This is a genomic window from Actinomadura sp. NBRC 104425, from assembly GCF_030269545.1.
In the GTDB taxonomy this organism is placed as follows: domain Bacteria; phylum Actinomycetota; class Actinomycetes; order Streptosporangiales; family Streptosporangiaceae; genus Spirillospora; species Spirillospora keratinilytica.
The window spans coordinates 49079-76017 of the sequence record NZ_BSTN01000013.1 but is presented as its reverse complement, the minus strand read 5'-3'; the positions used below and the strand labels follow the sequence as shown (position 1 = coordinate 76017).

The 26939-nt window shown below is 75.0% G+C and carries 20 protein-coding genes and 1 pseudogene; 6 read left to right on the top strand and 15 right to left on the bottom strand.

Going from position 1 to position 26939, the window contains the following annotated elements:
- Positions 1 to 708 precede the first annotated feature (708 nt).
- From QSK22_RS20290 to QSK22_RS20280, 3 genes and pseudogenes are all read left to right on the top strand, one after another.
- A complete protein-coding gene (locus tag QSK22_RS20290) occupies positions 709 to 1677 on the top strand; it encodes a phenylacetate--CoA ligase family protein (RefSeq protein ID WP_285495823.1) in 969 nt (322 codons plus the stop codon).
- A complete protein-coding gene (locus QSK22_RS20285) occupies positions 1674 to 2993 on the top strand; it encodes a YcaO-like family protein (protein ID WP_285495822.1) in 1320 nt (439 codons plus the stop codon). Before QSK22_RS20290 ends, QSK22_RS20285 begins: the two co-directional genes overlap by 4 nt.
- A 178-nt stretch (positions 2994 to 3171) precedes the next feature.
- Positions 3172 to 3393 (top strand): annotated as a pseudogene (locus tag QSK22_RS20280) (MFS transporter); the annotation flags it as partial.
- A gap of 15 nt (positions 3394 to 3408) precedes the next feature.
- Here QSK22_RS20280 and QSK22_RS20275 read toward each other — a convergent pair.
- The 12 genes from QSK22_RS20275 to tkt form a co-directional block, all read right to left on the bottom strand.
- Positions 3409 to 4188 (bottom strand): ABC transporter permease, encoded by a 780-nt coding sequence (locus tag QSK22_RS20275; protein ID WP_285495821.1) that lies wholly within the window; start codon positions 4186 to 4188, stop codon positions 3409 to 3411.
- Positions 4185 to 5117: an ABC transporter ATP-binding protein gene (locus tag QSK22_RS20270; protein WP_285495820.1), complete on the bottom strand. Its 933-nt coding sequence runs from the start codon at positions 5115 to 5117 to the stop codon at positions 4185 to 4187. The genes QSK22_RS20275 and QSK22_RS20270 overlap by 4 nt, the downstream gene beginning before the upstream one ends.
- Positions 5118 to 5221: 104 nt before the next feature.
- Positions 5222 to 5893, bottom strand: coding sequence for a response regulator transcription factor (locus tag QSK22_RS20265; protein WP_285495819.1), 672 nt, complete (start codon positions 5891 to 5893; stop codon positions 5222 to 5224).
- Positions 5894 to 5928: 35 nt separating this feature from the next.
- A complete protein-coding gene (locus QSK22_RS20260) occupies positions 5929 to 7074 on the bottom strand; it encodes a sensor histidine kinase (RefSeq protein WP_285495818.1) in 1146 nt (381 codons plus the stop codon).
- 159 nt (positions 7075 to 7233) lie between these two features.
- Positions 7234 to 8016, bottom strand: a complete 783-nt coding sequence (gene pgl / locus QSK22_RS20255; RefSeq protein ID WP_285495817.1) for a 6-phosphogluconolactonase — start codon at positions 8014 to 8016, stop codon at positions 7234 to 7236.
- A complete protein-coding gene (locus QSK22_RS20250) occupies positions 8013 to 8978 on the bottom strand; it encodes a glucose-6-phosphate dehydrogenase assembly protein OpcA (RefSeq protein WP_285495816.1) in 966 nt (321 codons plus the stop codon). The genes pgl and QSK22_RS20250 overlap by 4 nt, the downstream gene beginning before the upstream one ends.
- Positions 8979 to 8981: 3 nt before the next feature.
- Complete coding sequence (gene zwf / locus QSK22_RS20245) at positions 8982 to 10508, bottom strand: glucose-6-phosphate dehydrogenase (protein ID WP_285495815.1); 1527 nt, start codon at positions 10506 to 10508, stop codon at positions 8982 to 8984.
- 226 nt (positions 10509 to 10734) lie between these two features.
- Positions 10735 to 12411, bottom strand: a complete 1677-nt coding sequence (locus QSK22_RS20240; RefSeq protein WP_285495814.1) for a glucose-6-phosphate isomerase — start codon at positions 12409 to 12411, stop codon at positions 10735 to 10737.
- Positions 12408 to 14216 (bottom strand): phosphoheptose isomerase, encoded by a 1809-nt coding sequence (locus QSK22_RS20235; RefSeq protein WP_285495813.1) that lies wholly within the window; start codon positions 14214 to 14216, stop codon positions 12408 to 12410. The genes QSK22_RS20240 and QSK22_RS20235 overlap by 4 nt, the downstream gene beginning before the upstream one ends.
- A 73-nt stretch (positions 14217 to 14289) precedes the next feature.
- Positions 14290 to 15969, bottom strand: a complete 1680-nt coding sequence (locus tag QSK22_RS20230; RefSeq protein WP_285495812.1) for a glucose-6-phosphate isomerase — start codon at positions 15967 to 15969, stop codon at positions 14290 to 14292.
- Positions 15970 to 16045: 76 nt separating this feature from the next.
- Positions 16046 to 17170: a transaldolase gene (gene tal / locus QSK22_RS20225; RefSeq protein ID WP_285495811.1), complete on the bottom strand. Its 1125-nt coding sequence runs from the start codon at positions 17168 to 17170 to the stop codon at positions 16046 to 16048.
- A 39-nt stretch (positions 17171 to 17209) separates the two neighbouring features.
- Positions 17210 to 19342, bottom strand: coding sequence for a transketolase (tkt, locus tag QSK22_RS20220; protein ID WP_285495810.1), 2133 nt, complete (start codon positions 19340 to 19342; stop codon positions 17210 to 17212).
- Between the two features lie 645 nt (positions 19343 to 19987).
- Here tkt and QSK22_RS20215 point away from each other — a divergent pair.
- The 3 genes from QSK22_RS20215 to QSK22_RS20205 all read left to right on the top strand — a co-directional run bounded on the left by QSK22_RS20215 (position 19988) and on the right by QSK22_RS20205 (position 23265).
- Positions 19988 to 20929 (top strand): heme o synthase, encoded by a 942-nt coding sequence (locus QSK22_RS20215; RefSeq protein WP_285495925.1) that lies wholly within the window; start codon positions 19988 to 19990, stop codon positions 20927 to 20929.
- A gap of 61 nt (positions 20930 to 20990) precedes the next feature.
- Positions 20991 to 22190: a PrsW family intramembrane metalloprotease gene (locus QSK22_RS20210; protein WP_285495809.1), complete on the top strand. Its 1200-nt coding sequence runs from the start codon at positions 20991 to 20993 to the stop codon at positions 22188 to 22190.
- A gap of 91 nt (positions 22191 to 22281) precedes the next feature.
- Positions 22282 to 23265 carry a COX15/CtaA family protein gene (locus tag QSK22_RS20205; RefSeq protein WP_285495808.1) on the top strand — a complete coding sequence of 328 codons (984 nt, stop codon included), beginning with the start codon at positions 22282 to 22284 and terminating at the stop codon, positions 23263 to 23265.
- 22 nt (positions 23266 to 23287) lie between these two features.
- Here QSK22_RS20205 and polX read toward each other — a convergent pair whose 3' ends face one another.
- The 3 genes from polX to QSK22_RS20190 form a co-directional block, all read right to left on the bottom strand.
- On the bottom strand, positions 23288 to 25006 hold the full coding sequence (polX, locus tag QSK22_RS20200) for a DNA polymerase/3'-5' exonuclease PolX (protein WP_285495807.1): 1719 nt from the start codon (positions 25004 to 25006) through the stop codon (positions 23288 to 23290).
- Positions 25007 to 25079: 73 nt separating this feature from the next.
- Positions 25080 to 25928, bottom strand: coding sequence for a proteasome subunit beta (gene prcB, locus QSK22_RS20195; RefSeq protein WP_285495806.1), 849 nt, complete (start codon positions 25926 to 25928; stop codon positions 25080 to 25082).
- A gap of 91 nt (positions 25929 to 26019) precedes the next feature.
- A complete protein-coding gene (locus tag QSK22_RS20190) occupies positions 26020 to 26937 on the bottom strand; it encodes an EamA family transporter (RefSeq protein ID WP_285495805.1) in 918 nt (305 codons plus the stop codon).
- Positions 26938 to 26939: the final 2 nt, after the last annotated feature.

The window sequence follows — 26939 nt, the reverse complement described above, 5'->3', positions numbered from 1 at the left end:
ATCCTTTCCGCAGTCGGGGAGCGGGGCCGCCCCCCAGGGTGGCCGACGCCTGTTACACGGCCGCTACGGCGGAGTGAGCTGGCGGTTTCGCCCGGGTTCGTCCCGTCCGGGACGCCGCCCCGGCCCCCGGCAGCCCCGGGGCGTCGGCAAAGATTCGGTCAATCCGCCATTCGCCGCCGGGATTTGGATCATGGGGTCGAAGCCGACGCGGCAGGTGGCGGCATTGGGATGCGTCGTTATTTTGTTTCGGTCTTCGGGCGGTTTCGCACCCGTTCTCCATTGCCTGTTGACTGGTGCTGTCAGATCAAGACAATCTCTGCGACATGGAGTGCACCGGTATCAGGGATGGCCGCAGATGACCTGGACGGACGCGACGGCGCACACCCGGACCGCGCACCCCGCCGAGCCCGGCGGCCGGCCCCGCCGCAGGCGTGCGGAGGCGCACGGAATCGGGCCGGCGTGAGAACGGACGGCCGGCCGCCGGTCCGGCCGCGGCGCGGATCCGACGGCGGATCGGACGCCGGAACCGAAAGCCGAATACGGTGCGCCGCGACGGCGGAACGCGACGCGGAACTGCTGCGCAAAGTGCGGGAGCGGAGGCTGCGCGCGGTCCTTTCGGCGGCCGCGGGTACACGCGCGTACCGGAAAAGCGCCGGCATCCTGCGCCAGGGCGCCGAAGACGCGGCGGGCCATTCCCCGTGGGCGGCATTGGACGAGGTCCCCCTTCTCGGCCGCGGCCGCAGGCGTCCCGGCGCCGCGGACGCCGCCGTCATCGCCCGCCCGCGCGCAGCCGCGGCCGAACGCGCCGCCATCGACCGCCGCCTGTTCGACGCCCTCGGCCTGCCGCCGTCGTTCACCTGCACCGCCGTCGTGCCGTGGCGCGAGCCGCCCGCCTCGGGGCCCTGCCTGTACGATCCGCGGATCCGGCGCCGGCGGCTGGGGCTGCGCGAGGCCGAGGCGGAGCTGGCGGCGGGCGGACGGCCGGGCGACCTGCTCGTCGGGACCCCGGCGGTGTGCGCGGCGCTGCGCGCGGCGGGCGCCGACGCGGCGCTCGCGTCGGCGTGGGAGCTGCCCCGGCCGACGCGCGCCCTGCTGGGCATCGACCACGGCGGCCCGCCGGAGGCGCCCGCCGAGCTGTACACCGTGGCGGAAATGACCGCGCCGGTCGCCGTCCGCTACCCCGACTGCCGGGCGATGCACGTCAACGCCGACGCCGTGCACGTCGAGGTGCTGCACCCGGTGACCCGGCGCCCCGTGCCGACCGGCACCGCCGGCCTGCTGGCCCTCACCGACCTGCTGAACACCGCGATGCCGTTCGTCCGCTGCGTCGTCGGCGACGTCGGCGTCCTGCTGGACGCCGCCGGGCCCTGCGCGTGCGGCCGCGTCACCCCCCGGCTGCTGCTGCTCGGCCGCGCCGCCGCGCCCGACTCGGTCACCGCACGGCTCACGGTCGACGCCGGGCCGCGCGGCGTCGTGCGCCACCTGCGGCACGTTCCGGACGAGCTGCGCGACCGGCTGCCCGACGGCGGGCTGTGGCTGTCGGCCGCCGAACGCCATCCCCTGGCCGTGTGGGCCGACCGCGTCCCGATCACTACGCCGCCTACAGGAGCCCTGATGTCCGAACCCGATGTCCCCGTCCGGCGTCCGGTCACCTCGATCGACGGGCGGGACGCGTGAACACCCTGCGCGTGTCGGTGTTCACCGCCCCGCAGGCGGCCGCGGACCTGTCCGACCGGGTCGCCGCGGCCCTGGAACGGCGCGCCGACCTGCTGCGCGCCGGGGTGACCGTGCGCTGCTACCAGGCGCCGGACATGCTGCTGGGCCGCCATCTGGTCATGGCCGAGCTGACCGCCCGCGGCCGGCGGCCGATCGAGGCCGCGGTGTGCGACAGCGACGCGGCCGCGGTGGCCGAGCGGTTCACCGGCGAGCTGGTGGAGCGGATCGCGCTGTGCGCCTACGATCCGCCGCGGGCCGCCGAGAAGGTCAGCGAGAACGAGTTGCGCGCCGGCGGCCTCGACGTGTTCGACGTGCGGTCCTACCTGGGCGAGCCGCTGGACCCGGCGGCCTGGCCGTTCCCGCGCTACGACCCGGACGCCCCGGTCGACTGGACGCTGGCCGACGACCTGGTCACCGGCCGTCCGGTGTACCTGCCGGTCGCGCTGTGCACGGCGCGGCCGGGCCGCGAGCCCGGCGTGCCGCAGTGGTGCGAGCCGACCACCGACGGCACCGCGGCCGGCCCCGGCCGGGCGGTGGCGACCGCGCACGCGGTGCGCGAGCTGTACGAGCGGGACGCCCTGCGCCTGGCCTGGTTCACCGGCACCCCGCTGCGCCCGGCCCGCGAGCCGGCCTGGTGGCGCGGCGACCGGGCGGCCGACGAGGCGGCCGGATGGCGCACCGAGTTCTTCACCGGCGCCACCCGACTGGGCGTGCCGCTGTGGGTGGCGCTGACGCGGCACCGCCGCTCGCCGGTGTACGCCATCGGCAGCGCCTGCGACGAGGACTCCGAGGACGGCCTGCGGCACGCGCTCGACGAGGCCCTGCGGGGCCGCATGTACCCCTGGCTGCGGGGCGGCGCCCGCTTCCGGCACACCCAGCCGGTCCGCGCCTTCCGCGACCGCGCCGACTACTACAGCGAGCCGGAGCGCATCGGCGAACTGGACGTCCTGTTCCCGCGTCGGATGACGGAGGCGGTGTCCGCCGCCGGGGACGCATCCGTGCCGGGACAGGGCCTGCGGCAGGGGCCCGGCCCGGACAACGGCCGTCCCGCCTGGCCGGACGAGGGCGCGCACGTGCCCGATCTGCCGGTGGAGGGGCTGGGCGGCGCCGTCCGCCTGCGCCTGCTGCGCAGACGGGATCTGGAGGTCGTGCGCATCCTGCATCCGCGGCTGCAGCCGGTCGAGTCCGCCCACGCGGCGGCGCGGCTGGTCGGCTGGGCCCGCACGAGCGCGGCGCGCCGGGGCGGGCTGCGCGCGGCCCCGGCCCCCTTCGCCTAGCGCGTGTTTTGAAGTAGGTGGTGCCATTCGTTGATGGCGGTGATCTCCAGGGTGGCCTGGTAGCGGACGGCGAGCTTGTCGTAGCGGGTGGCCACGGCAAGGTGGCGCTTGAGACGGTTGAGTGATCGCGGACTACCGCCGCCCCCGGTACGTGGGTAAGCATCGCGCCCCGTTCTAGCTGCCAGACACCCGTGAGCGAGGTGAGAGCGCGGCACGCTCGCGGGCCCGGTACCAGGGCTGGTCGGCGCTGAACTTCGCCGTGGCCAGCCTGGCCGGGCCGCTGGTCGGCGGCGCCCTCACCGACCACGCCTCCTGGCGCTGGGCGTTCTTCATCAACCCGCCGCTCGGCCTGACCGCCGCCGCGATCCTCGTGCGATGCCGCTGGCGGCGCGCCGGCCCCCCGGCGCCGAGGCCCCTACTTCACCTCGCGCCGCATCAACCGGACCAGGCCCGCGAGCAGAGGAATGAGCAGCCACACCACCAGCGACGTGCCGGCCCGCGCCCACTCCTCCCAGGTGACCCCCTCCTCCAGGAGGGGGTTGAGGGTGCGGTTGGTGTCCAGCCAGCCCGCCGCGTCCTTGAGCGCGGTGACCGTCTCGGTGAGCACCGACCAGGCGGTCGGCAGCGCGAAGTACAGCACGATCGCCAGCGGCGAGTTCATGAACAGCATCCCGAACGCCGCCCCGGAGAACACCGCGATCACCGCGAACAGCACCGTCGTGGCCACCCGCGACGGCGCGATCGTCCACGCCCCGTCCGACCGGCCCAGCACCTCGGCCAGGCCGCGGCCCACCGCCGCCACGGCCAGCGCGGTCGCGACGAACACCGCGCCGAGCAGCGACCCGGCCGCCAGCTTGGCCGACACCACCCGGTGCCGCGCGGGGACCAGCGCGAACGTGGTCAGCGTGGTGCGCTGCGACCACTCCTGGGTCACCGACAGGATGCCCAGCACCGGCAGCAGCAACGACACCCCCGTCAGCGCCGCGGAGAAGAAACCGGCCAGCGTCCGCTCCTCCTCGGGCGCGGCCAACAGCATCACCGGCGTCATCGCCACGGCCGTCAGCGCGATGAGGACCAGCAGCCAGCGGCCCGACCGGGTGTCGGTCATCTTGCGCAGCTCGACCAGTGTCAGCCGGGCCAGGGACGGGCGGGGAGGCTCGCTCTCCACTGCGGGCAGGGCGGTGGCGGTCGTCATCGGACGGCCTCCTCGGTCTTTTCGGTCGCGCCGGCCGGGGCGGACGGCGCCGTTGCGGTGGTGAGCGACAGGAACAGCTCCTCCAGCCCGCCCCCGTCGGCCTGGCGGAGCTCCAGCAGCACGACGCCGGCGCGGGCGGCGGCCCGGCCCACCGCGGCGGCGTCGGCGTCCACCAGGAACGCGCCGTCATCGGCGGTCCGGAACGACAGCCCCGCGCCGGTCAGCGCCGCGCCCAGGGCGGCCGGGTCCTCCCCGCGGACCCGGGTGCCGCCGTGCCGCGACAGCAGCTCCTCCTTGCCGCCCTGCGCCGCGATCCGCCCGCCGGCGATCACCACGAACCGGTCGGCCACCGCCTCGACCTCCCGCAGCAGGTGCGACGACAGCAGGACGGTGCCGCCGCGCTCGGCGAAGTCGCGCAGCAGCGTGCGCATCCAGTAGATGCCCTCGGGGTCCAGGCCGTTGGCCGGCTCGTCCAGGATCAGCACGCTCGGATCGCCCATCAGCGCCTGCGCGATGCCCAGCCGCTGGCGCATGCCCAGCGAGTAGCCGCCCACCCGGCGCCGCGCCGCCTTGGCCGGCAGCCCGACCACCTCCAGCATCCGGTCCGCCCGCGCCGGGTCCACGCCCAGGATCTGCGCGGTGAGCCGCAGCGTCTCGCGGCCGGTGCGGCCCGAGTGCTGCGCACTGGCGTCCAGCAGCACGCCCACGTGCCGCCCGGGGTTGGCGATGCGCCGGTACGGGACGCCCTTGACGGTCGCCGACCCCTCCGTCGGCGGCGTCAGCCCGCAGATCATGCGCATGGTGGTGGACTTGCCGGCCCCGTTCGGGCCGAGGAACCCGGTGACGGTGCCCGGCGCGCACGTGAACGACACGTCCGCGACCGCGGTCACGTCCCCGTACCGCTTGGTCAGACCCTCGACTTCGATCATGCGGTCCAGGCTGCCCGGCGCGGTCGGGCCGCCGCGTCGGCCGAAGGTCGAGACGGCCGCGACCGAAGTCGGCGCGCTCCCGACCTTGGTGGCCCGGCCTTCCGCTAGGACGGGTCGGCCAGGCCGGCGTCGTGGACCAGCAGGGCGATCTGCACGCGGTTGTTGAGGTCCAGCTTGGTCAGCAGCCGCGACACGTACGCCTTGACCGTCGCCACGCTCAGCGACAGCTCCCGGCCGATCTCGCCGTTGGTCTTGCCCTGCCCGACCAGCAGCGCCACCGCCCGCTCGCCGTCGCTGAGCCGGTCCAGCAGCGCCCGCGCCCGCGCCTGCCGCGGATCCACCCCGGCGGCCTCGGCGACGTAGGCCATCATCCGGCGCAGCACCGCCGGCGACAGCATCGGCTCCCCGGCCGCCACCTGCCGGATCGCCCGGACGATGTCCGGCGGCGGGGTGTGCTTGAGCAGGAAGCCGCTGGCGCCCGCGCGCATCGCCCGCAGGATGTGGTCGTCGGTGTCGAACGTGGTCAGAATGATGACCTCGGGCGGGTCGCGGCGGGCGCGCAGCCGCTCGGTCGCCGCCAGCCCGTCCAGCCGCGGCATCCGGATGTCCATGAGCACCACGTCGGGGCGGTGCTCGTTGACCGCGGGGATCACCTCGCTGCCATCGGCCACGTCCGCCACGACCGCGATGTCCTCGGCGCCGGACAGCATCATGGACAGGCCCGCCCGGACCAGCGCGTCGTCGTCCACGATCAGCACGCGTATGGGGGTGGTCACGCCGATCACCTTACGGGGCGCCTCGCGCGCGGTGGTCACCGCGACGGCAGCGGGAGCCAGGCCCGCAGGACGAAGGCGTCTTCGGGGGTGCGGCCGTGCTCCAGGCGCCCGCCGACCAGCTCGGCGCGCTCGCGCAGCCCGATCAGCCCGGCCCCCGCGCCGGGCAGCGCGGTGGCGGCCCGGCCCGCCGGCAGCGGGTTGACGATCTCGATGGCCAGGCCCGACTCGGCGGCGGCCAGCCGCACCCGCACGCGGCACCCGGGGGCATGCTTGCGCGCGTTGGTGAGGCCCTCCTGCACGACCCGGAACGCGTGCCGCCCCACGCTCGTGGGGACGGACTCGGGGTCGGTGACGCGATCGTCGAAGGTGATGGGCGTCCCGGCGCGGCGCGACTCCTCGACCAGGGCCGGGACGTCGGTCAGCGTCGGCTGCGGCTGTTCGGCGTCGGCGCCGTCGTCGCGCAGCACGCCGATCACCTCCCGCAGGTCCTCCATCGCCTCGTAGGCGCAGCGGCGGATCACCCCGGCCGCCTCCCGCTGCCGCTCGGTGGCGCCCTCCCCGAACTCCAGCGCCCCCGCGTGCACCGCCAGCAGCGAGATCCGGTGCGCCAGCACGTCGTGCATCTCCCGGGCGATCCGCTCGCGCTCCAGGTGCCGGGCCTCCTCCACGCGCATCTGGTGCTGCATTTCGGCCTGCAGGGCCCGCTCCTTCCACGAATCGATCAGCTGGCGGCGGGACCGGACGAGCATTCCGGCCGCCACCAGCACGGCGATGCCCAGCAGGAACACCGCCAGGGTCTCCCAGTACTCCCGCTCGGACCGCCAGGTCGAGGCCGTGAACGCCAGCGTGATGAACGTCGCCTCCACCCCGGCGACGGTGACCGCGACCCACCAGGACCGGTGCACCGCGATGGTGAACAGCGTCAGCCCGAGCGGCCCCATCGCGGACGTGGAGAACAGCTGCCCCGCCATGAGCACCGCCCAGACCAGCAGGGGCCGGCGGCGGCGCAGCAGGAACAGCAGGGTCAGCGCCGCACCGCCGAACGCGAGGTCGGTGGACAGCGCGGGGTCGGGGTCGGGATCGGAGCGTGCGCCCAGCACCAGCAGGAAGCTCAGCAGGGCCGCGGCGGCCGTGACGGCGACGTCGTAGAGCCACTCGCGGGCGGATCTGCGCAGCACCACGCGCCCCAACCTACCCACCGGCCGGCGGGCCGCCCATGTCCGCAGGTCGACGCCGGCATCGACTTTCGTCTATCGGCCGCCCCGTCCGTTCGCGGCGGGGACACGAAGGCGCCGGGCCTTCCGCAGGAGAAGACCCGGCGCCGTGGAGGACGACCGCTGCTACGGCGAGCTGAGGCGTTCGATGCCGGGCGGCAGCTGGGACGCGGCGGCCCGGTCGAGCAGGAACAGCGTGCGCCGCCGTCCCCGGGCGCCCGCGCCGGGCACCTGGATCGGACCCGCCTCCGACAGGGCCAGCCGCACCGCCGAGGCCTTGGCCTCGCCGGCCGCGATCACCCACACCTCGCGGGCAGCCCGGATGGCGGGGAATGTCAGCGAGATGCGGGTCGGCGGCGGCTTGGGCGCGCCCCGCACCGCCACGACCGTCCGCTCCTCCTCGTACAAGGCGGGCATCTCCGGGAACAGCGACGCCACGTGCGCGTCCGGCCCGAGCCCCAGCATCAGCACGTCGAACGACGGCACCGGCCCGTGGTCCTCGGGACGGGCCGCGGCGCGCAGCTCGGCCGCGTACCGGTCGGCCGCCGCCTCGGGATCGGCGCCGTCCGGGCCGTCGGTGGACGGCATCGGCCGCACCCGCGCCGGGTCCACGTCCACGTGGTCCAGCAGCGCCTTGCGGGCCCCGGTCTCGTTGCGCTCGGGGTCGCCGGACGGCAGGAACCGCTCGTCCCCCCACCAGATGTCCAGCGCCCGCCAGTCGACGGCGTCGCGGGCGCGGCTGGCGGCCAGCTCGGCCAGCACCGCGGTGCCCACCCCGCCGCCGGTCAGCACGATCGACGCCGAGCCGCGCGCGGCCTGCACGTCCACCAGGCGGGTCACCAGGCGGGCCGCCACCGCCCGGGCCAGCAGCTCCTGGTCGCGGTGGACCAGCACACCCGGGGTGCTCATGTCGCCTCCGGTCCCGGCGCCGCCGGGGCGGACTCCGCGCGCCCCTTCCCGGCGGCCAGGTCCTTGGCGAACCGCATCGCCGCCTCCCGGTACACCTCGTCGGGGTCGAGCCGCCGCAGCTCCTCGGCCAGCAGCTCGGGCATCGGACGGCGCAGCAGCGCCACCTGCCGGTCGGGCTGCCCGGGCCGCCGCAGCGTGGCCACCCGCCCGTCGGGACGGCAGATCTCGATGTCGCCCCGGCCGGTGACCAGCCGGACCCCGGTGATGCCCGGGCCGTCCGACGTGCCCCGCGACACCGGCACGCCCAGCCGCACCGACAGCCAGGCGGCCAGCAGCTCGGCGCTGGGGCTGTCCGGCTCGGCCGCCACCTCCCCGGCGGTGATCTCGGCGTGGTCCTGGTCCAGCGCGGCCGCCAGCAGCGACCGCCAGGACGTCAGCCGCGTCCAGGCGAAGTCGGTGTCGCCGGGGGCGTACCGCTCGGCCAGCCGCGCCAGCGTGCCGAGCCGGTCGCGGGCGGCGTAGGAGTCGGTGACGCGGCGCTGCGCGAGCCGGCCCAGCGGGTCGCGGCTGGGCGTCTCGGGCACCCGGCCGCCCGGCCACCACGTCACCACCGGGGTGTCCGGCATCAGCAGCGGGGTGACCACCGAGTCGGCGTGCTCGGCGAGCGGGCCGTACATGCGCAGCAGGACCGTCTCGCCGGGGCCGGTCTCGCCCATGCGGATCTCGGCGTCCAGCCGGGACGAGCTGCCGCGCGCGTCCCGGGAGATCACCGTCAGCACCCGGCAGGGGTGCTCGCGGGACGCCTCGGTCGCCGCGCGCACGGCGTCGTACTGCGCCGACTCGTCGGTCACGATGATCAGGGTGAGCACCATGCCGACCGCCGGACCGCCCATCAGGTGCCGGGCCTGCGTCAGCGCGTCCTGGATGCGGCGCGTGGTGGTGTCGGCCAGATCGATGTTCATCTCTTAGAGTCGCCTCCATGCGCGCCCGTCGCGCGCCATCAGCTCGTCGGCGCTGTCGGGCCCGTACCCGCCGGACTTGTACTGGTCGATCGCGGGCTGCCCGGCCCAGTACTCCACCACCGGGTCCAGGATCCGCCAGGACAGCTCGACCTCCTCCTGCCGCGGGAACAGCGGCGGGTCGCCGATCAGCACGTCCAGCAGCAGCCGCTCGTAGGCCTCGGGGGAGGACTCGGTGAACGACTCGCCGTAGGCGAAGTCCATGTTCACGTCCCGCACCTCCATCGAGGAGCCCGGCACCTTCGAGCCGAACCGCACCGTGATGCCCTCGTCCGGCTGCACCCGGATGACCAGGGCGTTCTGCCCCAACTCCTCGGTGTCGGTCTCGGAGAACGGCAGGTGCGGCGCGCGCTGGAACAGCACCGCGACCTCGGTGACCCGGCGGCTGAGCCGCTTGCCGGTGCGCAGGTAGAACGGCACGCCGGCCCACCGCCGGTTGCCGATCTCCAGCTTGACCGCGGCGTAGGTCTCGGTGCGCGAGTCGGCGGGGATGCCCTCCTCCTCCAGGTAGCCGCGCACCTTCACGCCGCCCTGCCAGCCGGCGGCGTACTGGCCGCGGGCGGTGGCCAGCGACAGGTCGCCGGGGATGCGCACCGCCGACAGCACCTTGGCCTTCTCGGCCCGCACCGCCTCGGCGCTGAACGAGGTGGGCGGCTCCATCGCCGTCAGCGCCAGCAGCTGCAGCAGATGGTTCTGGATGACGTCGCGGGCGGCGCCGATGCCGTCGTAGTACCCGGCCCGGCCGCCGATGCCGATGTCCTCGGCCATCGTGATCTGCACGTGGTCGACGTACGACCGGTTCCAGATCGGCTCGAACATCTCGTTGGCGAACCGCAGCGCCAGGATGTTCTGCACGGTCTCCTTGCCGAGGTAGTGGTCGATCCGGAAGATCGACTCCTCGGGGAAGACGCGGTGCACGGTGTCGTTCAGCTCGATCGCGCTGGCCAGGTCGTGGCCGAACGGCTTTTCGATGACGACCCGCCGCCACGACCCCGCCGACCGCTCCGCCAGCCCGGCGCTGCGCAGCTGCTCGACCACCTGGGGGAAGAACTTCGGCGGGATGGACAGGTAGAAGGCGTAGTTGCCGCCGGTGCCGCGGGTCTGGTCCAGCTCCTTGAGCGCCATGGCCAGCGCCTCGAACGCGCCCGGGTCGCTGAACTCGCCGGGCACGAAGTGGATGCCCTCGGCCAGGTGCCGCCAGACGTCCTCCCGGAACGGGGTGCGGGCGTACTGCTTGACCGAGTCGTAGGCGATCTGCCGGAAGTCCTCGTGCTCCCAGGCGCGGCGCGCGAAGCCCACCAGCGAGAAGCCCGGCGGAAGCAGCCCCCGGTTGGCCAGGTCGTAGATGGCGGGCAGCAGCTTCTTGCGCGACAGGTCTCCGGTGACTCCGAACAGGACCAGGACACAGGGCCCGGCCACCCGGGGGAGCCGCTTGTCCCGCGGGTCCCGGAGCGGGTTGTGTGCGATGGTCACGTGGCGGCCCTCTCTTCCCGCATCGTGCCGTGGACCGTTCCTGCCCACTGATTCATCCTGCTATCTCCCGTGGCCGCGCGCGTTCCCCGGGATCCCCCGTGCGCGGGCCGTCGTGTTCGGTCAAATGTCGGGTCGGATGTCGGCTTGCGTGTCGTGGTACGTGCGCTCCCGGTCCGTGCGCTCGGTGCACCTGCGCTCGGTGTACCTGTGCTCGGCCAGGACGAGCTCATGCCCCTCCCCGGGCGAGTTCGAGCAGCCGGGCCAGGCCCGACCTGCGGTCCTGCAGATGCAACCGGACCACCGGGCGGCCGCCGCGGCGCGCCGCCCGCGCCACGGCCGACGCCCGCGCCGACTGCGCGGCGCCCAGCCCGCGGTGCCGTCCGGCGACCGGCACGTCTCGCGCGGCGTTTCCGGTCAGCATCAGGTAGACACCCCGCTCGCGGCGATCATTCCCGGTCGCCGGGAGCCGGCGGCCCCAGGTCACCGTCACCGGCCGGGACGTGCGCGCGGCCAGCAGCCCGGCCAGCCGCCTGACCTGGGCGCCCTGCCCCCGCCGCGGGTCGGGGTCGCAGAAGGCGACGATCGCCAGGTGCCCGTCGTCGGCGACCCGCCAGGCCAGCGCGTCCAGCAGGGCGGGCAGGTCGGCGCAGGCGGCCAGGTCGGGGTCGGCGGTGTGCGCCGCCACGGCCGCGTCCCCGTGCCCGTCGACGAAGACCGGCTCGTCGGCGGGGTCCGGCTCGGCGGGGTCCGGCTCGGCGGGGTCCGGATCGGCGGGGTCCGGATCGGCGGGGTCCGGATCGGCGGGGCGGGCCAGCGGGTCCTCGCCCAGCAGGTGCCCGGCCACGGCCGCCGCGTACTCCCACACCACCAGCTGCGCGGCGAGCGGTCCGGACACCGTGACGTCGTCCTGCCGCGGCCGCCCGTCCATGGTCACCAGGAACAGGTCGTCGTCGGGCAGCACCGGCAGGCCGCCGTGCTGCACCACCGGAAGCAGCCGCCCGTGCGTCGCCCCGGCCAGCATGGGAGCGATCCAGTCGGCCAGCTCCTGAGGAGCGGCCGAGTAGCCGCCCAGCACGACCGTGCCGCGGCCCGCGCGCGCCGTGCCGCCCAGGATCGCGCCCAGCACCAGGCCCGGATTGTTCTCCGGACGGGTCAGGGCGGGCAGCACCGCGGTCGCCGCGTCCAGCACCGCCGCCACGTCCGCCCCGGCCAGCCCCGCGGGCACCAGCGCGTACGGCGACAGCGCCCCGAACACCGTGGGCGACGGGGCCTCGACCACCGCGTGGCCCGCCTCCGCGGCCAGCTTGGCGGACCTGCTCCCGGCAGGCGCGACCGTCACGAACCGCCGCGCCGTCTCGGCCGCCGACAGCCCCAGCTCCCCGAACAGGGCCGTGAACGCCCCGCACAGGGCGTCGGTGCCGGGGTCGTCCCCGGTGGCGACGACCAGGGTGCGGCCGAGCCGCCCGCGGTCGGCCGCCAGCCGCGCCACAGGCCCCGGGTCGGCGCTGTCGAACACCGTCAGCGGGCCGCCGCCCTCCGGCGGCCGCCCGGGCGGCTCCCGCTCGGCCAGCCACCGGCGCACGATCACGTCGGCGGCGCGGGCCGGCGGGCCGCCGCCCAGCAGCGCCACCTCCGTGAGGCCCGCGTTGTGCGCCCGGGCCCGCAGCTGCGCCACCCGGCCGAGCAGGGCGCGCGCCGCGCCCGGCTGCCCGGGCCAACACAGCGCCCGCCCCTCCGCCTCGGCGGCGGCCGCCGACGGCCACAGCGTGCAATCCTCCGAGGCCAGCCGGACCGGGACCTGGTCGATCCACAGCCGCCCCATGACCCGCCGCGCGTGCTGGCGCACCGGATCGCGCGCGGTGACGGTGACCCCGCCCGACACGACCGGGGTGTACTCGGTCACGGCCCCGTCCGTCCCGCCCGCCCGTCGCCTCCCGCGACGCGGGCCGCTCCGCGGGCGCGCACGCCGGTCCGCACCCCCGGCGCCGCGCGCACCGCCTCGATCAGCCGCGCCGCGCCCTCCACCGGGTCGCGCAGGTGCAGCCGGACGACCGGCAGGCCCCGCTGCCGCAGTGCCCGCACCTCCGCCAGCGCCCGCGCCAACCGCAGCTTGGCCAGCCCGTACGGGCGGCCGGGCACCGGATGGTCGGCCAGCGGGTCGCCCGGCGCCGGCTCCCCGGTGACGATCAGGAACGCGCCGCCGCCCGGCCCGTCCTTGTGCACCGGGCCGGTGGCGTGCGGGTACGCCGGCCCCTGCCCGTACAGGACGGGGCGGCCGCTGCGCCGCGCCAGCGCGGGCGCCAGGTACCGGCCGGACAGGTCGCCCGACACGTACGTGGCGACCGACACGTACCCGTTCACCGGCATGTGCGCCAGCAGCGCGTCCAGCACCCCCTCCAGCCGCGACCCGCCCAGCGACGGCACGTCGGTGTGCACCTCGATCCCGCCGTCGACGAACGCCGGGTCGCCGGTCAGCAGCGGGCCCGTACCCGCCGCCTGCAGCATCGTCGCCGCGTCGTCCTCGGCCTCCTGCACCACCAGGCTGCCCGGCTCGAACGGGTTCACGCCCATCAGCCAGCCCGCCACCGCCGTGGCGTACTCCCACAGCAGGAACTGCGCGCCCAGCGGCGCCCACAGCGAGGTGTCGCTCTCCGACGACCCCTCCGCCCGCGGATTGATCGCGATGCTGTGCACGTCCGGCCGCTCGCCCGGCCCGCCGGACGGGTCGAACGCCAGGATGCCGCGGCCGCGCTTGCCCGTCGCCACCGCCAGCAGCTGCGCGATCCAGGCGCTCAGCGCGGTCGGGCCGCCGGGCTCGCGCAGCATCACCTTGTCGCGCGGGCCGCCCTCGACGCCGCGCTGCGCGCAGCCGCCCAGGATCGCCCCCAGCAGCAGGCCCGGGTTGTCCTCGTCGCGCCCCAGCGACGCCGCCACGGTCGCCGCCTCGTCCAGGACCCGGTAGGCGTCCGCCCCGGCCAGCAGCGCGGGCACCAGCCCGTAGGCCGACAGCGCCCCGTAGTGGCCGGGCAGGTACGGGTCGGTCAGCCCGATGCGGTAGCCGCACTGGCGGGCGAAGTCGTGCAGCGGGCTGCCGTGGTCGGTGATCACCAGGAACCGGGAGGCGATCTCGCGTTCGGACAGACCGTGCTCGCGGAACGCCGCCATGAAGATCCGCCGGTAGGCGTCCCCCTCGATGGACACCCCCGGCTTGCTGGCCAGCACCACCAGCGTCCGGTCGAGCCGGTCCAGGGCGTAGCCGAGCGGGGCGGTGTCCCCGCCGTCCAGCACGGTCAGTCCGCCCGGCGCGTCCGGCCGCGCCCCCGAAGAGGCCCCCGAAGAGGCCGCCGAAGAGGCCGCCGGAGAGGCCGCCGCGGAACCGGCGGCCGCCACCGGCAGCCCGGCGGGGGAGTGCGCCTCGACGATCGCCTGCGCGGGCAGCGCGTCGGCCCCCACGCCGATCAGCACGACGTGGTCCAGGCCGGAGTAGCGCGCCTCGGTGACCAGCGGTTCGATCTGGTTGAGCAGGCCGCGGGAGGCCACGGGCAGGTCGAGCCAGCCCAGCCGGCTGTGGTCGACCGCGCGGCGGCCCCACAGCCTGGGATCCTTGGCGGCCAGCGCGCCGGGCACCCCGCAGCTGACGAGGTAGTCGCGCGCCTGCAGCGCCGCGTCCAGCACCTCGCCCCGCGTCAGTACGTCGAATCCGGACACCGTTCCTCCCGACGCCCTATCGTTTCAGGAGAGAACAGGCATTCGCGACCCAGTCCCGGATCTCCGGACACGTTCAGCCGGTGAGCGCCGCGGCGAGGCGGGCGACGCCCGCCGCCCGGTCGCGCAGGTGCAGCCGCACCGCCGGGCGGCCCACCGACCGCAGCGCCCGCAGGTCGCCGAACGCCTGGGCCAGTTGCAGCTCCCGCAGGCTGTACGGCCGGCCCGGCACCGCCACGTCGCGCGAGGCCTCCCCGGTGAGCTGCAAGAACACCCCGTTCTGCGGCCCGCCCTTGTGGTATTGGCCGGTCGTGTGCAGCAGCCGCGGCCCCCACCCGAACGTGACCGGGGCCGGGCGCTTGCGGATCGCCGCGCCGCGCGCCGCCAGCAGCCCGCGCAGATCCGCCGCAGCGGCGTCGCCCTCCCGGTCCAGGTACGCCATGACGGCCAGGTAGCCGCCGTCGGGCACCGCCTCCAGCAGGGCCTCCAGCACGCCGGTCAGGTCGGTGGCGCCCCGCACCAGCTCCTCGGGGGCGTGCACCTCCACCTCGCCGCACACCAGCGCCGGCACCCGGCTGATCACGGTGGGGGCCAGGCCCTCCTCGGCGCGCAGCAGCGCCGCGGTGTTGCGCTCGGACGCCCGCACGTCCGGCTGGTCGAACGGGTTGACGCCCAGCACCCGGCACGCCACCGCCGTCGCGTACTGCCACAGCAGGAACTGAGCGCCCAGCGGCCCGGACACGCTGAGCGCCGCATCCTCCGCGAACGGGCCGTGCGTCGCCGCATCGCCGGGGCGGGCCCCCAGCACCACCCGCCGCACATCCTCGGCGGGCTCGAACCCGGGCGCGTCCACGCCCTCGACCACCACCGGCAGCACGCCCCGGCCGTCCTTGCCGGTCGACTCGGCGACCAGATGCTCGATCCAGCCGCCCAGGCCGCGCGGGCCGGACCCGCCGTCGGCGATCGCCAGCTTGTCCCGGCCGGCCGGCGCCGATGCGCCGAGCACGGCGCCCAGCGCCAGCGCCGGGTTGTCGTAGGGCTGCGCCAGCACCGGCAGCAGCGCCGCCGCCTCGTCCAGCAGCCCGGCCACATCCGCGCCCGCCAGCGCCGCGGGCGCCAGCCCGAGCGCCGACAGCGCCGCGTACCGGCCGCCGACGTCGCCGGGCGCGGGCAGCAGCCGGTACCCGGCCGCGCCCGCCGCCTCCGCCAGCGGCGAACCGGGATCGGTGACGACCACGAAGTGCCGCGCCAGGTCGGCGCCGGCCAGCCCGGCCTCTGCGAACGCGGCCTCGAACACTCGGCGCAGCGCGTCGGTCTGCGCGTCGCCGCCCGACGGGTCGGCGACCACCACCAGCGTGCGCCGCGGGTCGCCGTCCAGCGTCCGGCCCACCTCCAGCGGATCGGTGGTGTCCAGCACGGTCAGCGGGACGCCGCAGGTGCGGGCGATCACCTCCGGTGCCGGCGCGGCGCCCCCCGCGCCCACCAGCACCACCCGGTCCAGCCCCGCGTCGCGGGCCGCACCGGCCAGTTCGGCCAGCCGCGCCGGAAGCGCCCGCGACCGCTCGGGCAGCCGCAGCCACCCCAGCCGCCGGGACGCCTCCGGCGCCGCGTCCGGGCCCCACAGGCCCGCATGCCCCGAGGTCAGGGAGCGCGGCACGCCGTCGGAGACCAGGCGGGACAGGATCGTCTCGCTCTCGTCGACGACGGCGCCCCGGATGGTGACCGAGACACCGCCCGCGGTCACCACCGCGGTCACCGCCGGCACCTCCCGGACCGGCCGCCCGGCCGGCCACCGGTGTGGCTACAGCAGGCGCGACCGCCGCTCCCCGGCGTCACGCGCCGCCCCCGTCGGCCGCCTTGTCCTCCAGCTCGCGGCGGATCGTGCCGAGCAGCTCGCTCCAGGACGCCTCGAACTTCTCCACGCCCTCGTCCTCCAGCACGCGCACCACGTCGTCGTAGTCGACGCCGACGTCCTTGAGCGCCTGCATGTGCGCCCGCGCCTCGTCGTAGGCGCCCTGGACGGTGTTGCCGCGCACCTCGGCGTGGTCGGCGGTGGCCTCCAGCGTGGCCTCCGGCATGGTGTTGACCGTCCCGGGCGCGATCAGCTCGTCCACGTACAGCGTGTCGGGCAGGTTCGGGTCCTTCACGCCGGTCGACGCCCACAGCGGACGCTGCGGACGCGCCCCGGCGTCCTTGAGCGCCTGCCACCGGTCGGAGCCGAACTTCTCCTCGTACAGCGCGTACGCCAGCCGGGCGTTGGCCACGCCCGCCTTGGAGCGCAGCTTCGCCGCCTCCTCCGAGCCGATCTTGTCGAGCCGCTTGTCGATCTCGGTGTCCACCCGGCTGACGAAGAACGACGCCACCGAGGCGATCTTCGACAGGTCGAGCCCGTTCGCCCGGGCCTGCTCCAGCCCGGCCAAGAACGCGTCGATGACCTGCCCGTACCGCTCCAGCGAGAAGATCAGTGTGACGTTCACGCTGATGCCCTCGGCCAGCGCCGCGGTGATCGCGGGCAGCCCCTCCACGGTCGCCGGGATCTTGATCAGCAGGTTGGGCCGGTCCACCATCCACCACAGCGCCCGCGCCTCGGCGACCGTCTTCTCGGTCTCGCGGGCCAGCCGCGGATCGACCTCGATGGAGACCCGGCCGTCCAGGCCCTCGGTGCGGTCGTACACCGGGCGCAGCACGTCGCAGCCCCACCGGATGTCGTAGGTGGTGATGGCGCGGACCGCCTCCTCGACGTCCACGCCCCGCACCGCCAGGTCGCGGACCTGCTCGTCGTAGGCCGAGCCCTTGCTGAGCGCCTTGGCGAAGATCGTGGGGTTGGAGGTCACCCCCACCACGTTCCTCTCCCGGACCAGCTGCTCCAGGTTGCCGGTGCGCAGCCGCTCCCGGCTGATGTCGTCGAGCCAGACCGACACGCCCTCGGCGGACAGCCGCTTCAACGTCTCACTCATGGTTCCTCCTGCTCGGGGTCGCGATCGGGGGTACGGCGCTCAGTTGCCGGTGGTCTCACCACGCCCGGCGCCCTCCGCATGCGCCTTGATCAGGCTGGCCCTGGCCGCGGCCACCACCCGCTCGGCGGTCAGCCCGAACTGCTGGAACAGCGTCTTGTGGTCGGCCGAGGCGCCGAAGTGCTCCAGGCTCACCGACTCGCCCGCGTCCCCGATGTAGGTGCGCCAGCCCAGCGCCGCGCCGGCCTCCACCGACACCCGGGCCCGCACCGCCGGCGGCAGCACCTGCTGCTTGTAGGCGTCGTCCTGCGCCTCGAACCACTCCACGCACGGCATGGACACCACGCGCGTCGGGGTGCCCTCGCCCTCCAGGATCTCCCGGGCCTCCAGCGCCAGCTGCACCTCGCTGCCCGTCGCGATCAGGATCACCTGCGGCCGCCCGCCGTCGACCTCGGCCTCGGCCAGCACGTACCCGCCCTTGGCGGTGCCCTCGGCCGACGCCAGCCCGTTGCCGCGCTCGAACGTCGGCACCTTCTGCCGGGTCAGGCACAGCCCCGTCGGGCGGTCGGTGTGCTGCAGGATCGTGCGCCAGGCCACCGCGGTCTCGTTGGCGTCGGCGGGGCGCACCACGTCCAGCCCGGGGATCGCGCGCAGCGCCCACAGGTGCTCCACCGGCTGGTGCGTCGGGCCGTCCTCGCCCAGGCCGATGGAGTCGTGCGTCCACACGTACGTCACCGGCAGCTTCATCAGCGCCGCCAGCCGCACCGCCGGACGCATGTAGTCGCTGAACACCAGGAACGTGCCGCCGTACGGGCGGGTGCCGCCGTGCAGCGCGATGCCGTTGAGGATCGCGCCCATCGCGTGCTCGCGCACCCCGAAGTGCAGGGTGCGGCCGTACCGGTGCCCGGGGAACTCCTTGGTCTGGAACTCCTCCGGGATGAACGACGGCTCGCCCTTCATCGTGGTGTTGTTGCTCTCGGCCAGGTCCGCCGAGCCGCCCCACAGCTCCGGCAGCACCGGCGCCAGCGCGTTGAGGACCTGCCCGGACGCGGCGCGGGTGGCCAGCTCCTTGCCCGCCTCGAACTCCGGCAGCGCCTTGGTCCAGCCGTCGGGCAGGCGCCGCTCGGCGAGCCGGTCGAACTCGGCGGCGCGCTCGGGGTTGTCCTGCCGCCACGCCTTGAACGACTTGGTCCACTGCGCGTGCAGCGCGCGGCCCCGGTCGACGACCTGGCGGGCGTGCGCCAGCACGTCGGCCGGCACGTCGAACGTCTTGTCCGGGTCCAGGCCGAGGACGCGCTTGGTCGCCGCGACCTCGTCGGCGCCCAGCGCCGCGCCGTGGATCTTGCCGGTGTTCTGCTTGTTGGGGGCGGGCCAGCCGATGATGGTGCGCAGCGCGATGAACGAGGGGCGGCTGGTCTCGGCACGCGCGGCCTCCAGCGCGGCGGCCAGCGCCTCGACGTTCTCGTGGTAGTCGCCGCCCTCGGTCCAGTCGACGTGGTGCACGTCCCAGCCGTAGGCGGCGTACCGGGCGCGCACGTCCTCCGACAGCGCGATCGCGGTGTCGTCCTCGATCGAGATGTGGTTGTCGTCGTAGATGACGACCAGGTTGCCCAGCTTCTGGTGCCCGGCCAGGGCGCTGGCCTCGTGGCTGATGCCCTCCTCGATGTCGCCGTCGGAGCAGATCGCCCAGATGGTGTGGTCGAACGGGGAGGTGCCCGGGTCGGCGTCGGGGTCGAACAGGCCGCGCTCGCGGCGCGCCGCCATCGCCATGCCGACCGCGTTGGCGATGCCCTGCCCCAGCGGCCCGGTGGTGGTCTCCACGCCCGCGGTGTGCCCGTACTCGGGGTGGCCGGGGGTGAGGCTGCCCCACTTGCGCAGCGCCTTCAGCTCCTCCAGCGTCAGCGGGTAGCCCGACAGGTACAGCTGGATGTACAGGGTCAGGCTGGAGTGCCCGCAGGAGAGCACGAACCGGTCGCGCCCGGGCCACGCGGGGTCGGTGGGGTCGTGCCGCAGGAAGCGCTGGAAGAGCAGGTAGGCGGCGGGAGCCAGACTCATGGCCGTGCCCGGGTGACCGGAACCCGCTTCCTCCACCGCGTCCATGGCGAGGGCGCGGATCACGTCCACGGCCCGCCGGTCCAGGTCGGACCATTCAAAGGTGCTGCTGTCCCCAGTCACGGAACGCCAGGCTCCTCTCGAACCACTGTCTCGGATTGTCGTGTGCGATGTGCGCGGCGCCGCCGCGCTCGCCCCGCCCCTAGGCGCAACGTGGCCCGGCCCGCGTGTTCTTCCCGCCCGGCGCGGACCCCTCGCCCGGCCTGCGGTCGCGCGCGGGGCGCGATGTCGCTCGGCCGTCCTCGGACGTCGTCCCGCCGTGGCCGGTGAAGATCATGCTTCGCCTGGTCCGAGCCTAGCGGACCGCCGTCCCGTCTCCATTGACGTGCGGGCAGGCGGCGGGGGCGTGCCGCCTTGACCACCCTTGCCCGATCGCCTATGGCCCTAACCCCCCGCCCGGGTGAACTCCAGGGGGACGACGAGTCCCACAGACAGGCCCCCGCGTCCTCTGCGGCCCCGCCGGACCCGCCCCTCGGCGGCGGCGCGTCCGGCGACCCGGTGCGTGACCCCCGCGGGGGGCGGACTACAGTGATGGCGCGGTCGCTCCGAGCGGCCGCGGTCGTTTCACCGAACCGAGGTGCGACCCAAAACGCGGGGGCGCCGCCGAGGTGGTACGCGAATCTCCTATGCCTAGCTGAACGTGGACCGATTGTGACGGTGCTCAGTAACAAGTACGCGGTCGACCTCGCCGACGAGATACCGACCGGGATGGCCCCCGAGGCGCCCGCGCTTCCACCGGCCGCGCAGGCCGCGGCCGGGCGGCGCCCGCTGCCCGAGCTGCTGCGGGCCTACGTGGCGTTGACCAAGCCCCGCATCATCGAACTGCTCCTGATCACCACCATTCCGGTGATGTTCCTGGCCTCCGGGGGAGTCCCGCCGCTGGGCACCGTGCTGGCGACGCTGGCGTTCGGCACCCTGGCCGCCGCCGCCGCCAACGCCATCAACTGCTACATCGACCGCGACATCGACGCCAAGATGCGCCGCACGCGCCGCCGCCCGCTGGCCCGCGCGCAGGTGACCCCCACCGAGGCGCTCGTCTTCGGCATCGCCCTGGCCGTGGCGTCCACGGTCGGCTTCCTGCTCACCGTCAACGCGGTCTCGGCGGCGGGGGCGGCGTTCGCGATCCTGTTCTACATCTTCGTGTACTCGCTGCTGCTCAAGCGGCGCACCGCGCAGAACGTCGTGTGGGGCGGCATCGCCGGCTGCATGCCGGTGCTGATCGGCTGGACCGCGATCACCGGCGAGCTGGCCTGGACGCCCTTCGTGCTGTTCGGCGTGGTGTTCCTGTGGACGCCCCCGCACACCTGGACGCTGGCCATGCGCTACCGCGAGGACTACGCGGTCGCCAAGGTGCCGATGCTGCCGGTCGTCGCGGGCGAACGGCGCGTCGTCGTCGAGTCCCTCGTCTACACCTACGCCACCGTCGCGTGCTCGCTGCTGCTGTGGCCCGTCGCGGGCATGGGGCCGGTGTACGGCGGGGTGGCCGTCGTGCTCGGCCTGGTGTTCCTGGCCGAGGGGCACCGCCTGCTCAAGGCCGTCCGCGCGGGTGTCACGGGCGTGCACCTGCGCCCCATGCGCTTCTTCCACCTGTCGAACGTGTACCTGGCGCTGCTGTTCACCGCCGTCGCGGTAGACCCGCTGCTGCACTGAGCCCGCCGCCGCGGGCGACGCCCGCTCACCACCCGGCCGACCAGCCGGTTACGCTCGCGACATGGCACGCGTAGACCCCAAGGCGGTCCTGGAGGGACGCATTCCCGGGCGCCCGCCGATCGGGCTGATCACCGGGCTCACCGCCTCCTCGCTGTGCGCCCTGGCCGCACTGGGCGTCTCCGCCCTGTACGGCGGGCCCGGCTTCTGGACCGGGCTGGTCCTGGCGATCCTGCCGATCCCGCTGCTGATCGCGCTGATGCTCATGCTGGACCGGCTGGAGCCCGAGCCGCCGCGCACGCTGGTCTTCTCCTTCATGTGGGGCGCCGGGGTGGCCGTGCTCGGCGCGCTGGTCCTCAACACGATCGGCATGGTCTACGTCACCGTGCCGGTGTTCGGCGAGGCCGAGGGGCACCTCGTCAGCGCAGTGGTGGGCGCCCCGCTGATCGAGGAGACCCTCAAGGGCTCGGTGCTGTTCGGCCTGCTGTGGTTCCGCCGCAACGAGATCGACGGCATCGCCGACGGGCTGATCTACGCGGGCATGGTCGGCCTCGGGTTCGCGATGATGGAGAACGTCACCTACTACATGCGGGCCTTCGACGAGGGCGGCGCGCACCAGCTCGGCGCCGTGTTCGTGCTGCGCGGCATCGTCGCGCCGCTCAGCCACCCGCTGTTCACCTCGATGACCGGCCTCGGCGTCGCCTACGCCGCCACCCACCGCCGCGGCCGCATCGTGGTCCCGCTGATCGGCCTGTGCGGCGCGATGCTGCTGCACGGGCTGTGGAACGGCGCCACCACGTTCGGGCTGGGCGGGCTGGCCGTGGTGTACGTGCTGGACTTCTGCGTGCTGCTCGTGCTGGTCGGCCTCGTGCTGGTGGACCGCCGCGGCACCGTCCGCCGCATCGAGGCCTACCTGCCGATGTACGCCGGCACCGGGCTGGTCACGCCGCAGGACGTGCAGATGCTGCGGTCCATGGCGTCCCGCCGGATCGCCCGCCGCTGGGCCCGGATGGTCGGCGGCCCCGGTGCGGCCCGCGCCATGGCCGACTACCAGCTGGCCGCCACCGAGCTGGCGCTGCTGCACAAGCGCGTCGAACGCGGCGTCGCCGACCCCCGGTGGTTCGCTGTGCGCCGCGACGCGCTGCTGAACCTGATGGCGCTGGCCCGCCAGGCGTTCCTGCGGACGCCGCCGTCCGCCGCGCCGCCGTGGGCGCCGCGGGGCCCGTCCGGGTTCATGCCGCCGCGCAACCCCTACGGCCCCTGACACGGCCCCTGACACGGCCCCTGACATGGCCCCCTGGCGGCTACCGCGGGGGCGGATCCGGGTCACGGCGGGCCGCCAATACGATGAATGCGTGGCCGACGAAGTGCTGTCCCTTGTCACCAGAGTGCGCGACGCCGTGTGGCGTCCCACCCCCGCGTCGCTGCGGCTGCTCGCCCTGCTCAGCGTGATCGGCAACGCGGGGATCATCGCCACCGGCGGTGCCGTGCGGGTCACCGAGTCGGGGCTGGGGTGCCCCGAGTGGCCCAGGTGCACCGGCGACAGCCTCGTGCCCACGCACAATCCCGAGCACCCGGGCGTCAACATGGCCATCGAGTTCGGCAACCGGATGCTGACCTTCGTGGTGCTGGGCCTGGGCCTGCTGGTGTTCGTCGCGGCCCTGCGGCTGGCGCCCCGCCGCCGCGACCTGGTGCTGCTGGCCGCCGCCCAGCCGCTGAGCGTGGTCGCCCAGGCGGTCATCGGCGGCATCGTGGTGCTGACCGAGCTGCACCCCGCGTCGGTGTCGCTGCACTTCCTGCTCTCGCCCGCGCTGCTGATCTTCTGCGTGGCGCTGTGGGTGCGCGCCGGGGAGGGCGACGCGCCGCCGCGCGCCCTGGTCGGCCCGGCCGTCCGCCGCCTCGCGCAGGCGCTGGTCGCCGCCACCGGCGCCGTGCTGGTCGCGGGCACCGTCGTCACCGGCACCGGCCCGCACGCCGGCGACGCCGACTCCCGCCGCTTCGGCTTCAACATCGAGGACGTCGCCCGCGTGCACAGCCTGCTGGCGTGGACCACCGTCGCGCTCACCGTCGCGCTGCTGGCCGCCCTGCACCGGACGGACGCGCCCCGCGACGTGCGCCGCCGCACCCTGGGGCTGTTCGCGCTGGAGCTGGGGCAGGGCGTGCTCGGCTACGTCCAGTACTTCCTGGGGGTGCCGGCGCCGCTGGTGGTGCTGCACATGCTCGTCGCGTCGCTGATGTGGATCGCCGTGCTCCGCATCCTGCTGTCCATGCGCGACCGCGGCCCGCTGCCCGCCGCGGCGCCCTCTCCGCCCCGGAACACGGCCCCCCAGCCCGCCTGACCTGCCGGCCCCCGGCGCGCCGTCAGGCCTTGCGGAGGAAGGCGCGCAGGCGGTCGAGGGGCCAGGTGTTGATGACGTCGTCGGGGGTGAGCCAGCCGCGCTGGGCGGTGCCCACGGCGTAGCGGATGTTGCGGTGGTGGCCGACCGCGTGGGCGTCGGTGTTGACGGCGAACTTCACGCCGAAGCGCTTGGCGCGGCGGATCAGGTCGGCGGGCAGGTCCAGCCGGTCGGGGAAGGCGTCGATCTCCAGCGCCGTGCCGGTGCGGGCGGCGGCCCGGAACACCTCGTCCCAGTCGGCGTCGACGGGCGGCCGCCTGCCGATCAGGCGAGCGGTGGGGTGGCCGATCACGTGCACGTGCGGGTTCTCGCAGGCCCGGACCAGGCGGCGGGTCATCGCGGCCCGGTCCTGGGTGAAGTGCGAGTGCACCGACGCCACGCAGACGTCGAAGCCGGCGAGGAAACCGGCGTCCCAGTCGACGCCGCCGTCGGGGTCGATGTTGAGCTCGGTGCCGTGCAGCAGCGTCAGCCCGGGGTGGCGCTGTTGCAGGGCGCGGACCTCCGCGCGCTGGGCCAGCGCCTTCTCGTCGGTCATGCGCTGCATGAACAGGTTGGGCGCGTGGTCGGTGACGGCGTAGTACTCCAGGCCGCGGCCGGCGGCCGCGGCGACCATGTCCGCCAGGGACGCGGTGCCGTCGGTCAGGTCGGTGTGGCTGTGCAGATCGCCCCGCAGGTCCTCCACGGTGACCAGGCGGGGCAGCTCCCCGGCCGGCGCGGCCTCGATCTCGCCGCCGTCCTCGCGCAGCGGCGGCGGGATCCACGGCAGGCCGAGCCGCCGGTAGACCTCCTCCTCGGTCTCGGAGACGATCAGCTCCCCGGTGTCGGCGTCGAACAGCCCGTACTCCGACAACTTCAGCCCGGCGCGGACGGCGATCTCGCGGGTGCGGATGTTGTGCGCCTGGGAGCCGGTGAAATACTGCAGCGCGGCGCCCCACGACTCGGGCGGGACGACGCGCAGGTCGACCTGCAGGCCCCTGGCGGTGCGCACGGAGGTCTTCTTCGCGCCGCGCGCGATCACCTCGGTGACGAACGGCAGCGCGGTGAACGCCTCCATCAGCGGGCCCGGGTCGGCGGAGGCGGCCAGGACGTCCACGTCGCCGATCGTCTCGCGCATGCGGCGCAGCGACCCGGCGTAGGTGCAGCGCACGCACCCGGCGACCCGCGACAGTTCCGCCACGACCTCCTCGGCGAGGTCGGCCGCCACGTCGATCAGGACGCGCCCGCCCGCCTGCCGCATCAGCTCGATGCCGTGCAGGATGTTCACCTCGGTCTTGGCGCCGAAGCCCCGCAGGCCGCGCAGCCGGCCCTGGCGGATCGCCTCGGCCAGCTCGGGCACCGAGGAGACGCCGAGCGCCTCGTGCACCGCCATGGCCTTCTTCGGCCCGAGCGTTGGGATCGCGGTCAGCGCCCGCACCCCCGCCGGTATCTGCGCGCGCAGCTCCTCGACCTGCCGGATGGTGCCGGTGGCCAGGTAGTCGAGCAGCTTGCGGGCGATCGCGTCGCCGACGGTGGGGATCTTCTTGAGCCCGGCCAGGTCGAGCCCGGAGATGTCCTCGGGGTAGCCTGCGATCGCCCGCGCCGCCTTCTCGTAGGCGCGGATCTTGTAGGCGTCGCCCCCGGTGATGGACAGCAGATCCGCCAGCTCCTGGATCAGCTCCGCCGCCTCGTCGTTCGCCCGTGCCATAGCGGCAGTCTAGGAGCCGGGTACGGCGGGTACCGCCGCCCCGCCGGGCCGCCGGAGCCCGGCGCCGCCGGGGTCAGCGCAGCGGGGCGACCGGCCCGTCGGGGCGCTCGAAGCGGCCCTGCACGACCTCTTCGACGATCTCGGCGACCTCGTCCTCGGACAGGGCGCGGAAGCCGTCGGCGGTGGCGACCGCGATCGTCGGGTAGATGCGCCGCTGCCGGTCGGGGCCGCCGGTGGCGGTGTCGTCGTCGGCGGCGTCGTAGAGCGCGTGCACGCACACCGCGGCGGCGTCCCGCTCGTTCAGGCCGGGCCGGTAGAGCTTCTTGAGCGCGCCGCGGGCGGACGGGGAACCCGACCCCTCGGCGTGGAAGTCGCGGGCCTCCTGCGGGGAGCCGGTGATGTCGTAGGTGAAGATGCGGCCGCGGTCCTCGTCGGGGTCGTAGCCGGCGAACAGCGGCACCACCGCCAGGCCCTGCATCGCCTGGGCGAGGTTGGCCTGCACGACGGCGCCGAGCCGACGGGCCTTGCCCGCCGGCGACAGCCGCGACAGCTCCATCTTCTCGTAGTGCTCCAGCTCGACCTGGAACAGCCGCACCATCTCCATCGCCAGCCCGACGGTGCCCGCGAACGCGACGATCGAGTACTCGTCGGCCCGCTGCACCTTGTCCAGCTCGCGGTAGGCGATCTCGTGGCCGCGGGTGGCGCGGCGGTCGCCGGCCATCATCACGCCGCCGTCGTAGACCACCGCCAGCACGGTGGTGCCGTGCGGCAGGTCCGGCGGGGCGCCGTGCAGGCCGGTTTCGGCCAGGCGGTTGACGGGCAGCAGCTCGGGGGAGTGGACGCGCAGGAAGTCGACGAACGACGCCGTTCCCGCCTCGAAGAACTCGGGCGGCAGTCCCTGCTCGTCGGCGCGGCCGGTCACGGCGGCTCCTTTCCGGTTCGTCCTGAGAATGATCCTTTCACGGGCCTGCGCCGTCCCGCCACCGCCCGCGGCCGGTCCCGCGGACGGTCGATCAGGCGGGCTTCTCGCGGTCGCGGGTGGCGCCGACGCAGGCGACGATGACGCAGCCGATCGCCGCCCACTGGCGGCCCGACAGCACCTCGCCGAGCAGCACCACCCCGATCAGCGCGGCCACGGCGGGCTCCAGGCTCATCAGGATGCCGAACACCCGGGCGGGCATGCGCCGCAGCGCCTCCATCTCCAGGCTGTAGGGGATCACCGACGACAGCAGGCCCACGCCCAGGCCGAACAGCAGCAGCTGCGGGTCGAGCAGCGCCGCGCCGCCCGTCGCGGCCCCCGCGGGGATGATCGCGGCGGTGCCGATGATGCTGGCCGCGGCCAGGCCCGTCGAGCCGGGGAACCGCCGCCCGGTCGCCGCGGTCAGCAGGATGTAGGCCGCCCAGCACGCCCCGGCCAGCAGCGCGTACGCGACGCCGACCGGGTCGATCTCGCCGCCGCGCGCCAGCATCAGCACGCCGGTGAAGGCCAGCACCGCCCACACCGCGTCGCGCGGCCGCCGCGACCCCCAGATGGCCACCGCCAGCGGCCCGAGGAACTCGGTGGTCACCGCCACGCCCAGCGGGATGCGGGCAAACGACTGGTAGATGGAGAAGTTCATCAGCGCCAGCGTCAGCCCGAACCCCGCCACCACCGCCCAGTCGCGCCGGGACCGGGCGCGCAGCGCCTCCCGCAGCGCCCCGCGCGTGACGATCCCCAGCACCACCGCGGAGGTGAGCAGCCGCAGCGACACCACCGCGGCCGGGGGCAGCCGGTCGAACATGTGCTTGGCCAGCCCCGCGCCCACCTGCACCGACAGGATGCCCAGCAGGATCAGCGCGGGCGGCGGCACCGCGGCCGGCGACAGCAGGCGCGCGCGTGCCGCGAACCCGCCGGGACGTTCGTACGAGCCGGGGGACTCAGCGAGCGCCACGG